At 66.3% G+C, this 12,901-nt stretch carries 8 protein-coding genes; 5 read left to right on the forward strand and 3 right to left on the reverse strand.

The window, feature by feature from the left end; translation table 11 throughout:
- Window positions 1-9: 9 nt before the first annotated feature.
- Window positions 10-237, forward strand: coding sequence for a hypothetical protein (locus ASD10_RS10215; RefSeq protein WP_056607901.1), 228 nt, complete (start codon window positions 10-12; stop codon window positions 235-237).
- Window positions 238-313: 76 nt separating this feature from the next.
- Here ASD10_RS10215 and ASD10_RS10220 read toward each other — a convergent pair whose 3' ends face one another.
- A complete protein-coding gene (locus ASD10_RS10220) occupies window positions 314-883 on the reverse strand; it encodes a Dps family protein (protein WP_056607903.1) in 570 nt (189 codons plus the stop codon).
- Between the two features lie 142 nt (window positions 884-1,025).
- Here ASD10_RS10220 and ASD10_RS10225 point away from each other — a divergent pair, with 142 nt between their 5' ends.
- Window positions 1,026-1,283: a GlsB/YeaQ/YmgE family stress response membrane protein gene (locus ASD10_RS10225; protein WP_056607905.1), complete on the forward strand. Its 258-nt coding sequence runs from the start codon at window positions 1,026-1,028 to the stop codon at window positions 1,281-1,283.
- Window positions 1,284-1,372: 89 nt separating this feature from the next.
- Window positions 1,373-2,224, forward strand: coding sequence for a hypothetical protein (locus ASD10_RS10230; RefSeq protein ID WP_056607907.1), 852 nt, complete (start codon window positions 1,373-1,375; stop codon window positions 2,222-2,224).
- Between the two features lie 10 nt (window positions 2,225-2,234).
- Here ASD10_RS10230 and ASD10_RS10235 read toward each other — a convergent pair whose 3' ends face one another.
- Window positions 2,235-5,390 (reverse strand): EAL domain-containing protein, encoded by a 3,156-nt coding sequence (locus tag ASD10_RS10235; protein WP_082556139.1) that lies wholly within the window; start codon window positions 5,388-5,390, stop codon window positions 2,235-2,237.
- Window positions 5,391-5,864: 474 nt separating this feature from the next.
- On the opposite strand from ASD10_RS10235, the gene nrdR reads away from it, so the two are divergent.
- Both nrdR and ASD10_RS10245 read left to right on the forward strand, forming a co-directional pair.
- Entirely contained in the window at window positions 5,865-6,365 is a 501-nt protein-coding gene (gene nrdR / locus ASD10_RS10240; protein WP_056607911.1) for a transcriptional regulator NrdR, read from the forward strand.
- 94 nt (window positions 6,366-6,459) lie between these two features.
- Window positions 6,460-9,405 carry a vitamin B12-dependent ribonucleotide reductase gene (locus ASD10_RS10245; protein WP_056607913.1) on the forward strand — a complete coding sequence of 982 codons (2,946 nt, stop codon included), beginning with the start codon at window positions 6,460-6,462 and terminating at the stop codon, window positions 9,403-9,405.
- Window positions 9,406-9,558: 153 nt separating this feature from the next.
- Here the strand turns inward: ASD10_RS10245 and ASD10_RS10250 are convergent, their stop codons facing one another.
- Window positions 9,559-12,642: a DUF3427 domain-containing protein gene (locus ASD10_RS10250; RefSeq protein WP_056607915.1), complete on the reverse strand. Its 3,084-nt coding sequence runs from the start codon at window positions 12,640-12,642 to the stop codon at window positions 9,559-9,561.
- Window positions 12,643-12,901 lie beyond the last annotated feature (259 nt).

A 12,901-nucleotide genomic window follows, 5' to 3' on the forward strand; every position in this document is an offset into this window, starting at 1 on the left:
TATGGACGCATGAAGCGTCCGAGCGGTTACGAGTGGGTCGTGCGCGACAAGGAGGTCGTGATCTCGCACCACGGCGCCGAGGCGTCGGTGCTGCGCGGCGAGCGGGCCCACCAGTTCGTCCGCGAGGTCGAGCGCGGCGACCCGCAGCTGCTGATGGCGCGCATCGTCAGCGGCACCTACAAGGCGCCCGACAAGCGCCGCACGGGCCCGAAGCCGAGACCGCGCGGACGGCGCTAGACCGCCTGGACCACCCCGTGCAGCACGAAGCCCCGATCCAGCGCATGGATCGGGGCTTCGAGATGGGGGACGGACGTCAGTCGGTGACGTCCGCGTTGTCGTGCGCGGCCTGGGCGGCCTTCTTCTCCGAGCTCGCGCCGTCGGTCGACAGCTTGCCGCCGGTGCTCTCGAGGTGGGCGCGGATGAACCAGTGGAACAGCTCGAGCTGACGCTGCTGGCCGATGATCATGTCCTCGGTGACGGGGTCGAGGTCGGACGTCGCCTCCTGCGCCTTGCGGTGGTCCTTCAGCAGGTTGACGTAGACCTCGTCGAGCGCTCCGAGGTGCTCGTTGGTCGTGGCGCGACCGAGGGAGTAGTCCTCCCACGAGCGGCCGTTAACGATGGCGCCGGGGGTGCCCAGCGGGGACACGCCCAGCGTCGCGATGCGCTCGGCGGTCTCGTCGACCATCGCGATGACCTCGTCGACGTGCGGGTCGATCATCTCGTGGACGGCGATGAAGTGCGGTCCGACGACGTTCCAGTGAACGTGCTTGAGGGTCAGGTGCAGGTCGTTCAGGGCGTTGAGACGCTCCTGGAGGATGCCCGCGAGCTTCTCGCCCTCTTCGGTGGTCAGGCCGGGAATGGTGAATTTCGGTGAAGTAGCCATGGGACGTGATTACCCCTTCCCGGCGGCTTCATGCGTGTCGGGCAAAAGTCGCTTCGGCGGGTCGGAACCGCTAGCGTCATGGGCTGCCGCCGCGCGCACACCTGCGCATCCGCGTCGGCTTCACCACCAAGGGAGGAACCCCATGGGCATCATCGGATTCATCATCGTCGGTCTCATCGCAGGCTTCGTCGCCCGCGCGCTCGTTCCGGGCAAGGACGACCTCGGCATCATCGGCACCATCATCCTCGGCATCGTGGGCTCGTTCATCGGTGGCTTCCTCGGATCGCTGATCCAGGACGGCCCCGCCGACATCACGGCCTCCGGCATCATCGGCTCGATCATCGGTGCGATCATCGCGCTGCTCATCTGGCGCAAGGTCGGCGGACGCTCGCGCGTCTGAGCCGCCCCGACGGACCTCCCCGCCGCCCCCTCCCGCCGTGTGCGGGAGGGGGCGGTGCTGCGTGCGGAGGGCCGCCGTAGATTTGACCCATGGCCTTGATCGTCTGTCCTCTGTGTGTCCGCGAGGACGACGTCCACCTCGTCCGCACCCTCGAGGACGGACGGAAGGAGGCCCGCTGCGACGACTGCGACTTCGCGTTCGTCTACGGCGCGCCGGTCGAGGCCAAGAAGGTCGCGGCGCCCCGCCGCCGGACGTCGACGCCCCGCGCAGCGGCCCCGTCGGTCGTCCCGATCGCGGTGGTGGCCAAGCGGTTCCCGACCGACGACGACGTCGAGCTCGTCGACCGTCAGCGCGCCGAGCTGCTGAAGCAGCAGTACCTCGCGACGGTGCCGTACGAGCCCGGCACTCTGGTCGGCCCGCACTGGACCAAGTACCGCTGGGTGTTCTCGGCCGACGGCCTCGAGAAGGTCGCGATCGCCGACCTCAAGTACTTCGCCGACGCGCCGATCGGCGGCTCGACGGGCGACCCGACGGCATTCGACAAGGCATGGGTGCTGCTCGGCGAGTTCGAGGGGGCGCGGCGCATCCGGGCCGTCACCAACCACCTGCTGCGCGGTCCCGGAGAGCTCGAGGACCGGCTGACGGCGCTGGTCGACGGATCGTTCGCCCAGTCGATGCCGGCGTGGGACGAGGCGCTGCTGACCAAGACCCTCGCCGTCGCCGACCCGTATCGCTTCGTCCCCGTCATGACGTACGCCGACAAGAAGGCGCTCGCGCAGTCGGTCTACGGCATCGAGCTGCCGATCGTCGACGAGACGTCGCTGACCATCGGCCGGCTCGCGGTGTGGAGCAACGACCTGCTGGTCTCGCTGGCCGGCGACGGGTTCGACGACCTGCACCACGTCGCCACGTTCCTGCGGTGGGCCGCGACGCAGGGGTAGCCCGGCGGGCTCAGGCCGGATCGGTCTCGACGACGTCGGCCGCGAAGCGGTCGGTCAGGATGCGCGACGAGCGCAGGCTCTCGACCGGCACCGCGGGGCTCCACAGCCAGCCCTGGGCGAGCCCGCAGCCGCGGACGCGCAGGGCGTCCAGGTGGGCCTGCGTCTCGACGCCCTCGGCGACGACCTTGAGGCCGAGCGAGCGGCCGAGCTCGATCAGCGAGCGGACGATCGCGAGGGAGTGCGCGTCCTCGGGGATGTCGGTGATGAAGCCGCGGTCGATCTTCAGGACGCTGATCGGCAGGTCGCGCAGGTAGGCCATCGAGCTGTAGCCGGTGCCGAAGTCGTCCAGGGCGATGTCGAAGCCGTGGTTGCGCAGCCGCTGCAGGATCGCGATCGCGAGGTCCTGGTCGGTCATGATCGCGCTCTCGGTGATCTCGAGCATGACGGTGCTGGGGTCGAGACCGGCTGCGGCGACGGAGTCGACGATGTAGTCGGCAAGGCTCTCGTCCGACAGGCTCTGGCCCGACAGGTTGATCGCGACGTACATGTCGTCGGGCATCGTGAGGTCGGCGCGCAGCTCGCTGACGTCGCGCAGGGCCCGGCGGATGGCCCACCGGTCGACGTCGGTCGAGCTGGCGCTGAGCTCGGCGAGGGCCACGAACCGCTCGGGCCGGATCTCGCCGAGCGTGGGATGGTGCCAGCGGGCCAGGGCCTCGACGCCGACGACCTCGCCGGTGCTGACGTCGATGACGGGTTGGTAATGCATGTCGAGGGCGTCGTTCTCGAGGGCGGCCAGCAGCTCGCTGCTCACGACGTGCCGCTCCTCGGTCTGAGCGGCGAGCTCGGAGTCGAAGACGCGCACGCGTCCGCGACCGCCGGTCTTGGCGGCGTACATCGCGGAGTCGGCGAAGCGCACCAGGTGCTCGCTGGACTCGGCGGGCGACAGGGCGACGCCGATCGTCGCGCCGACGCGGATCGTGTGGTGGCCGACGTGGTACGAGCCCGACAGCTCCTTGAGGATCGTGGAGGCCGCGTAGCGCGCGACCTGCTCGTCGACGTCGTGCATCACGACGATGAACTCGTCGCCGCCGAAGCGGGCGACCACGTCGTCCCCGTCGGTGCTGGCGAGCAGCCGCGCGGCGACCTCGACCAGCACGTCGTCGCCGGCGCTGTGGCCGCGTCCGTCGTTGACGTCCTTGAAGTGGTCGAGGTCGATGAACAGCACGGCCACGCGGGACGTCGACCTGAGGTCGATCGTGTCGAGGTGGTCCATCAGCGTCTTGCGGTTCGACAGCCCGGTCAGCGGGTCGTGCTGCGCGGCGTGACGCAGCTCGTCGACGGCGCGCAGGCTGTCGGTGATGTCGGAGATCATGGCGAGCGACCCCTGGCGGACCCCGTCGACGTCCGGCATGGGCGAGGCCGCGACGTGCAGGCGGCGGGGTGAGCCGTCGGGGTGGTCGAACGTCACCTGGTAGCGCTCGGATCCGCGGTCCTGGCGGGTGTGGACACGGTCCTCGACGAGGTCGCGGTGCTGGTCGCGCAGCAGCGTGTATACGGGTGTGCCGAGCATCGCGTCGACGTCGAGGCCGAGCATCGCCCCGATGCGGGCGTTGGCGTAGGTGATGAGGCCGTCGGGCGAGATGACGAGCATGCCCTCCTCGGCCGTCTCGGCCATCGCGCGGTAGCGGGCCTCCGACGTGCTGAGCGCCTTCTGGGCGGTCACCTCGGCCGTGACGTCGCGGACCGTCGACACGATGCCGCCGACCTCGGTGTCGAGCAGGTTGGTCGACGTCTGCTCGACCCACCGCCACGCGTCGTCGGCGTCGCGGACGCGGAAGCGCCACGTGTGCGACTCGGTGTGCGTCAGCACGCGCTGCCAGTGCGCCGCGGAGTCGGGGAAGTCGTCGGGGTGGATCGCCTGCATCTGCTCGTGGATCGGCCGGTCGTACCGCTGGCCGAACATGCGAAGGCCCGGGGGAGAGGCGTAGATCGTGCTGCCGGCGGCGTCGTGCATCACGACGAAGTCGCGCGAGCGGTCGGCGACGACGTCGAAGAACTGCTGCAGCTGCATGCGGGCCCGCTCGCTGTCCTGCAGCGGTCGCTGGTCGTGCAGCACGGCGGCGCACCCGCTCGGCTCGCCGTCGGCGTCGCGGAGAACCGTGATGTCGGCGCGCACGGCGATGGGGCTGCCGTCGGCGGCGCGCAGCACGCGGTCGCGCTGCAGGGTCTCGACGCCCTCGAGGCGTGCAGTCTCGATCGAGCCGAGCTCGGGGGTGACGTCGTCGGCGTGCATGATCCAGCTCATGGGCCGGCCGATGAGCTCGTTGCGGCTGCGGCCCACGAGGGTGCAGAAGGCGTCGTTGACGGCGACGAACGTCTCGTCGGGGGAGTGCATCGTCTGCGGCAGGCGCGACTGCTCGAACCGTGCCCTGAACCGGGCCTCCTCGCGACGCTGCTGCAGCTGCACGAGCTTCTGCTCGGTGATGTCCGTCGAGTTGCCGACGACGGCCCGCACGTCGGGGTCGTCGCGCAGGTCGCTGATCACGATGCGACTCCACGAGACCGTGCGATCGGCGTGGACGAGCCGCACCTCGAGGGTCTCCTGGGCGCTGCGCCGCGTCGCGACGGCCTGCCAGGCGGCCTGGGCGGCGGGGCGGTCGTCGGGGTGGACGAACTGCAGGCCGAGCACCCCGACGACGTCGTCGATCTCCCAGCCGAGCCGACGGGGGAGCGCGGACGTCACGGACGTCAGGGCGCCGTCGTCCTGGATCGTGAAGACGATGTCGGCCGCGTTGCGCACCAGCGACTGCCACCGGCGCTGCTCCGACGCCAGGTCGCGCTCCTCGTGCACCCGGTCGGTCTCGTCGATGACCGCGACGACGATCTCGTGGCCGACCGCCGTCGCGACGAGCTGCACGTAGAGCTCGTCGACGTCGTCGGACCGCAGGGCCACCTGCGCCTGGCCCGTGTCGCCCTGGGCGGCGGTCGTGACGCACTCGGCGATGTTCTCGGCGTCGGCCCGCGTGGCGCCGAACGTCTCGAGCCGGTGCCCGATGAGGTCGGCCGGGCGCAGACCCATCAGCACGACGAGGCCCGCGTCGGCGCGAAGGATCGTGCCGTCCTTCGCGCTGACGGTCACGGTGGTCGCCAGATGAGGGGAGTGCATGGTGCTGCGTCTCCGGTCTGTCGGCCTGTGTTCGGTCCCTCATCGTAGGACCGAGGCGGCCCGTTGTGGGGCAGTTCCGCAACGGATGGTCGCGCGGCGCGTCGGGACCTTGGTCATCATGGCGACTGCGACGGTTTCGACGGCTCCCCGCAGCGTCCCGGCAGCCCCCGGACACGCGTGTCGGCTGTGACGGGTGTGACTCGCACTACGCCTGACCTGCGCTTTCGCTGCGGCCCCGGCACATACCCCAGGAATGTCGGACGTGTCTGCGAAGGTCGTTGCACCGATCGTGCTCGACGCGTATGGTTACCACTACATCTAGTACTTACACCCATGTAGTTCTCCACATGTGGGTCCACAGGATGTCGCGGTCAGTGCACAGGTTTCGGCCCGAGTGCACAGCTTGATCCACAGATTCGTCCCCAGGCCCGCATGTCAGGTCCACGTCCCAGCCGCCCCGGAAGGAGCACCCTCATGCACTGTCCGTTCTGCAAGAACACCGACACGAAGGTGCTCGACAGCCGAGTGGCCGACGAGGGGGGCGCCATCCGGCGTCGTCGGGTGTGCGCCCAGTGCGAGAAGCGGTTCACGACGATCGAGCAGATGCAGCTCATGATCGCCAAACGGTCCGGTGCCACCGAGCCGTTCATCCGCGACAAGGCCGTCGCCGGCGTCGCCAAGGCGTGCAAGGGGCGTCCGGTCTCGGCCGACGACCTAGCGCGTCTGGGCCAGCAGGTCGAGGACGCACTGCGTGACCGCGGTGCGGCCGAGATCCCGGCGCACGAGGTCGGCATGGCCATCCTCGAGCCGCTCAAGGCGCTCGACGAGGTCGCCTACCTGCGGTTCGCCAGCGTCTACAAGGCGTTCGAGTGCGCCGACGACTTCGCGGCCGAGATCGCGACCCTCATGGTCGCGGCCGCCGACGGCGAGCTCGCCGAAGAGGCGCGCAGCAACAGCCCCAAGCACGGCGGCTGAGCACCACCAGAACTTCCCAGCAGCACCCGCACGTCCAGCACCACCCGTACGAACTTCACACACGTATGCACGGCAACCACACAGGAGCAGCACGATGACAGAGACGGTCAGCGGGTCCACCGGATCCCCGCGCAAGTCCAGCGCCAAGGCCAAGGCGGGTGCCGGTCTGACGATCGAGCGCGTCTACACGACCGAGGGCGTGCACCCGTACGACGCCGTCACGTGGGAGCGTCGCGACGTCGTCCAGACCAACTGGAAGACCGGCGAGACCGTCTTCGAGCAGCGCGGCGTCGAGTACCCCGACTTCTGGAGCGTCAACGCCTCCACGATCGTCACGACCAAGTACTTCCGCGGCGCCGTCGGCTCGCCCGAGCGTGAGCAGAGCCTCAAGCAGCTGCTCGACCGCGTCGTCCTGACCTACACGCAGGCCGGCCGCGACAACGGCTACTTCACGACCGAGGAGCAGGCCACGATCTTCGAGCACGAGCTGACGCACATGCTCCTGCACCAGGTCTTCAGCTTCAACAGCCCCGTGTGGTTCAACGTCGGCACGTCCAGCCCGCAGCAGGTCAGCGCCTGCTTCATCCTGGCCGTCGACGACTCGATGGACTCGATCCTCAACTGGTACAAGGAGGAGGGCCTGATCTTCAAGGGCGGCTCCGGTGCCGGCCTCAACCTGTCGCGCATCCGCTCGTCCAAGGAGCTGCTCCGCTCCTCGGGTGGCACCGCGTCCGGTCCCGTCTCGTTCATGCGCGGCGCCGACGCGTCCGCCGGCACCATCAAGTCGGGCGGCGCCACGCGTCGTGCGGCCAAGATGGTCGTCCTCGACGTCGACCACCCCGACATCGCCGAGTTCGTCGAGACCAAGGCCAAGGAAGAGGACAAGATCCGCGTCCTCCGCGACGCCGGTTACGACATGGACCTCGGCGGCGCCGACATCACGTCGGTGCAGTACCAGAACGCCAACAACTCCATCCGCGTCAACGACGAGTTCATGCGCGCGGTCGAGAACGGCACCGAGTTCGGTCTCCGCGCCCGCACCAACGGCGAGATCATCGAGACCGTCGACGCGCAGAAGCTGTGGCAGGACATCGCCCAGGCCGCGTGGGCGTGCGCCGACCCCGGCATCCAGTACGACGGCACGATCAACGACTGGCACACCTCGCCCGAGGCCGGACGCATCACGGCGTCCAACCCGTGCTCGGAGTACATGCACCTCGACAACTCGAGCTGCAACCTCGCGTCGCTGAACCTGCTGAAGTTCCTCAAGGACGACGGCTCGTTCGACACCCAGACGTTCGTCAAGGCCGTCGAGTTCATCATCACCGCGATGGACATCAGCATCTGCTTCGCCGACTTCCCGACCGAGGCGATCGGCGACACCACGCGCGCCTACCGCCAGCTCGGCATCGGTTTCGCCAACCTCGGCGCGCTGCTCATGGCGTCGGGCCTGGCGTACGACTCCGACGGTGGCCGCGCGCTGGCCGGCTCGATCACGTCGCTGATGACCGGCACGTCCTACCGCCGCTCGGCCGAGATCGCCGGCGTCGTCGGACCGTACGACGGCTTCGCGCAGAACTCCTCGGCGCACGAGCGCGTCATGCGCAAGCACCAGGCCGCCAACGACGAGATCCGCACGCTGCACTCGATGGACATCGACGTGCACCGTGAGGCCGCCAAGCAGTGGGCCGACAACCTGAAGATCGGTGCCAAGAACGGCTGGCGCAACAGCCAGGCGTCCGTCCTCGCGCCCACCGGCACCATCGGCTTCATGATGGACTGCGACACGACGGGCATCGAGCCCGACTTCTCGCTGGTCAAGTTCAAGAAGCTCGTCGGCGGCGGCTCGATGCAGATCGTCAACCAGACGATCCCCGCGGCGCTGCAGAAGCTCAAGTACAACGTCGAGACCATCGAGGCCATCGTCGAGTACATCGCCGAGAACGGTCACGTCGTCGACGCGCCCGGCCTCAAGACCGAGCACTACGAGATCTTCGACACCGCGATGGGCAAGCGCTCCATCAAGCCGATGGGTCACGTGCTGATGATGGCCGCGTGCCAGCCGTTCCTGTCGGGTGCCATCTCCAAGACGGTCAACCTGCCCGAGACGGCCACGGTCGACGAGATCAAGGACGTCTACTTCCAGGGCTGGAAGCTCGGCCTGAAGGCGCTCGCGGTCTACCGCGACAACTGCAAGGTCGGCCAGCCCCTGTCGGACGGCAAGGAGGCCAAGTCGTCCGGCTCGGTCGAGGTCAAGGAGGTCGTGCGCGAGGTCATCGTCGAGAAGCCGATCCGTCGTCGTCTCCCGAAGTCGCGCCAGGCCATCACGACGTCGTTCTCCGTGGGCGGCGCCGAGGGCTACATGACCTCGGGTGCGCACGAGGACGGCTCGCTGGGCGAGATCTTCATGAAGCTGGGCAAGCAGGGCTCGACCCTGGCCGGCATGATGGACGCCTTCTCGATCGCGATCAGCATCTCGCTGCAGTACGGCGTGCCGCTGGAGACGTTCGTCAGCAAGTTCACCAACATGAAGTTCGAGCCCGCCGGTCTGACCGACGACCCGGACGTCCGCATGAGCCAGTCGATCATGGACTACACGTTCCGTCGCCTGGCCCTGGACTACCTGGACTTCGACACCCGTTCGGCCCTCGGCATCCACTCGGCCGACGAGCGTCAGCGCTACCTCGACACCGGTTCGCACCAGGTGCCCGACAACGCCGGCACCACCGCCGCCGAGCTCGTCGACGACGCCCCCTCGCCGGCGCCCACCTCGCTCGCCAGCGAGGGAGCGCCAGCGACCGAGCGTGAGGGCGGAGCCCGAGGCGAGACCAACCTCGACGTCTCGGTCTCCGGCGACAGCCACGAGGCAGCCGCCTCGAAGCCCGCCCCGGCCACCGCCCACACGAGCGCCGAGCTCTTCGAGCAGATCACCGGATCTGCCGTCGACTCCCCGCTCTGCATGACCTGCGGAACCAAGATGCGTCCCGCCGGCTCCTGCCACGTGTGCGAGGGCTGCGGCAGCACCAGCGGCTGCAGCTGACCACGCAGTGACGTTGAACGGGCCTCGACCGATCTTGGTCGGGGCCCGTTCAACGTCTCGGAGTGAGAGCAATTAGCACCTGTGCACCAACCAGCCCGACGACGGTGTCGATTCAGTCCCTAATGGACCGGCGGCTAGCGGGTATCCGAACGGTCAACCAGCGACGACTGAGGACACCTTGAACAGGTCGATCGGCATTGGATGGCCAAGGTTCCACGTCACAGCGATAGGACGTTCGCCCACGTGCGAGCGATACGTCGCTGGTCCGAGGAAGACGTATGGTGCAGTCCCAAATTCGTTGCTCGGCTGCGCGCGCGCAAAAATCAAGACGGTGCTGGTGCCATTGATGTACCTCTGACCAGCTGGGGATTGGACGCTCGTGCGCGATTGGGATTCCCAGTGCAACAGCGTCGGACTGATCGGGTAGTCGCGGTACATCGTGGTCGGCGAGTAATCGGCCTCCGATTTTGTGAACGTCACGAAGAAGGCGTCGACGTTGAGGTCTGACTGGTACAGCACGCCTTCACGGAATGAGTCTGGCTTGCGGTTCATCGATACATAGTCAATGCCGGCCAGAACCTCTTCAAGTTGGTAGCTAGCGTGGATGCGCAGAGGTAGGTGAGAGAGCTCGCCACCAAGCTCGGTGGTCTGGTGTCTTGCGGCGTCAAATGATAAATCCACGACTGTGCTTAGTTCTTCGCGAACAGCCGGCTCCGTACGCAGCGCGTTGAGCCCCTCGTTAAAGGACCTGTGCCCGCCGCCGCCTCGCCATAGCGAGAAGAAGAGCATTCGCGCAAAGCGCTGCTCTGACTCGGGGAGTTCATCGTATGTAGGTGAGTCGTCCGCGAGAATCTGGCGATATGTGGCTGCCCGCTCGCGATCGTCGACGTGAGTGAAGGCTCGAACGCGCTTGAGCAGCTTCTCCTCAATCGCGGATCCGATCTGAGTTTGAAGCTGAGCATCCCTACGAAGTCGAGTCCATGAGCGGTCGCCTCGGCGAAGAATGTCTGAGAGCTCAAGGCCGGATTCTTCGAGGAAGGTTCTCAAGTCCTGGTCGCCGTACGATCTCAGCTCGGCGACGATTTGCGCCCACCTGTTTGCGACCTGCGACCTGATGTTGAGCAGGACGATGTCCTGCGACGTCTTGTCGAGCACGATCTGGCAACCGGATGGCAGGAATGGGAATCCGTGCTCGATGTCGTGTTCGAGCCCCCGACGTGTCTGCCCGGTGAGAGCCCTCAGTTTGAGGTCCCAACGGAACTCCTTTCGGTGGTAGCCGACGAAGTCCAGGACAGTCAGTACGGCTTTGTCGCGGGTTCGTCGAAGCCCCCTGCCCAGTTGCTGCAAGAAGATGGTCGCGCTCTCCGTGGGGCGAAGGAACAAGACCGTGTCGACATCGGGCAGATCCAAGCCTTCGTTGAAGAGGTCTGCTGCGAAGAGCACGTTGATCCGACGCTCGCGAAGGTCGGCCAGCGCCTGCTCGCGTTCGGCGGGCGAGGTTGACCCACTGACAGCGCGCGCCGGGATTCCTGCCGCCTCAAAGGTGTTTGCCATGAAGTGGGCGTGAGCGACGCTTACGCAGAACCCAAGGGCACGCATTGTGCCGGGGTCTAGGACTTTATCTTTGACCTGCGATAAGACGACTCGTGCTCGCTGGCCGTTCCCCGTGTACACGTTGTTCAGCTCGGCCTCGTCGTAACGCCCATGCTTCCAGGTAACCTGGCGCAAGTCGGTGTTGTCGGCCACGGCAAAATAGTGGAATGGGCATAACAGGTCAGCGCTGAGAGCTTCCCAGAGTCGAAGTTCTACAGCTGTCCGTCCCTCGAAGAACGAGCGAACGTCGGCGCCGTCTGCGCGCTCCGGTGTGGCCGTGAGACCTAACAGCTCGGCTGGGGTGAGGTGGCTAAGTATCTTCCGGTATGTCGACGCCTGGGCGTGATGGAACTCGTCGATGACAACGACCTTAAACGCGCCCACGGGGATGTTCTCGACGCCGTACGACGTCAAAGACTGGACGCTCGCGAAGACGTGACTCCATCGTTCTGGTCGAGCCCCACCGACGTACAGCTCGCCGAAGTTCGGGTCCGCGAGCACCTCGCGATACGTGCGGAGGGACTGTTCGAGGATCTCTCTACGGTGCGCGACAAATAGCAGTGACGGCTGAGTTCCTGACGCCGAGTCACACATAGATCGGTAGTCGAGAGCTGCGACAACAGTCTTTCCTGTGCCTGTTGCGGCAACAATCAGATTTCGATGGCGATCGTGAAGTGTGCGTTCGGCCTCAAGTGATTCGAGCATCTCGAGCTGGTACGGATAGCCGCGAACTTCCAGCCCAGACAGTGAGATCGTCACGCGGCTACGAGTGGTGCGCCCCGACGCCTCGGAGATCGCGTCGTCGAGGCGGTCGCGGTCAGTGTCTGGGTCGTATCGCTCGAAGGACGGATCGTTCCAGTAGGTCTCGAACGTTGCGCTGAACTTGTCCAAAAGAGTTGAGTTGGCGATACGCGAGAGCCGGACGTTCCACTCCACGCCATCGAGAAGGGCGGCGCGAGACAGGTTGGAAGAACCGACGTAGGCCGTGTCGAATCCCGTGTCGCGATGAAAGAGCCAAGCCTTGGCGTGAAGCCTCGTGCGTAGCGCGTCGTACTGAATGCTCACGTCGGCACCAAGTTCACGAATGAGACGATCTAGCGCTTCACGTTCGGTGGCCCCCATGTAGGTAGTAGTCACGATACGGAAAGGTTTCCCACGAGCGCGAAGAATCTTTAACTCTGGCTCGAGTAACCGAACCCCGTGCCATTTGACGAACGCACACAGTAGGTCGACTCGATCTGCAGTCTCGATCTCGGCACGGAGTTCCGCTCCGAGAGATGGTTCGCCATGCGCGTTAGTGAGGAGTGCTGCGTCGGAGAGCGGCGTGCGCGGGCGACGGCTCGAAAACGGGATAACGCCAGGCGCGTCCGGGTAGTTGAGGCGAAGCAGCTGCGTGATGCGAGGGTCTATAGGGTCTTTTTCGCCGGTCAGACTCTCCAAGAGTTCGTGCACAATCGCAAGACGCTTGTCGGAACTCGTCTCCAATTCGAGGCGCTTGAGCAGCGCCTGCGCCACGTGGCGGGTCAGCACGGCGGGCTGGTCCGCTGAATCGACGGTGGCGAGCTCACTCGCAAGCTGTGGTTCTAGTCCGATTGCCGTCCTCAACGAGGTGGTTACCAGCGATTCGTAGATCCCTTCGCGCATGCAAGTCAGCTTGTCATCTCAAAGGGTCGTTAGGTGCCAACAGGCAGCTCAAGTAGCCGATTTCTGAGCGTTCCTGACTCGGGAGACTGCCCGTGTTCAAGAACCTCGAACCAAGGTCGAAGCGGTCGTCTTTGACTCGCTCGCTGAAGCCGCACGCGTGATGGCTAGACGACGGATTGGCCGGGTTCCTCGTAGGTGAAGGGAATCTCCTAGCATCGAAGTTGAAGGCGAAGACTGCTGCAAAGGCAAGAAGATCGAA

The sequence above is a fragment of the Aeromicrobium sp. Root472D3 genome, from assembly GCF_001426485.1.
Classification (GTDB): Bacteria; Actinomycetota; Actinomycetes; order Propionibacteriales; family Nocardioidaceae; genus Aeromicrobium.

Coding starts and splice junctions, on each gene's coding strand:
- ASD10_RS10215 (WP_056607901.1), top strand. CDS start 10: ATGAAGCGTCCGAGCGGTTACGAGTGGGTCGTGCGCGACAAGGAGGTC.
- ASD10_RS10220 (WP_056607903.1), bottom strand. CDS start 883: ATGGCTACTTCACCGAAATTCACCATTCCCGGCCTGACCACCGAAGAG.
- ASD10_RS10225 (WP_056607905.1), top strand. CDS start 1,026: ATGGGCATCATCGGATTCATCATCGTCGGTCTCATCGCAGGCTTCGTC.
- ASD10_RS10230 (WP_056607907.1), top strand. CDS start 1,373: ATGGCCTTGATCGTCTGTCCTCTGTGTGTCCGCGAGGACGACGTCCAC.
- ASD10_RS10235 (WP_082556139.1), bottom strand. CDS start 5,390: ATGCACTCCCCTCATCTGGCGACCACCGTGACCGTCAGCGCGAAGGAC.
- nrdR (WP_056607911.1), top strand. CDS start 5,865: ATGCACTGTCCGTTCTGCAAGAACACCGACACGAAGGTGCTCGACAGC.
- ASD10_RS10245 (WP_056607913.1), top strand. CDS start 6,460: ATGACAGAGACGGTCAGCGGGTCCACCGGATCCCCGCGCAAGTCCAGC.
- ASD10_RS10250 (WP_056607915.1), bottom strand. CDS start 12,642: ATGCGCGAAGGGATCTACGAATCGCTGGTAACCACCTCGTTGAGGACG.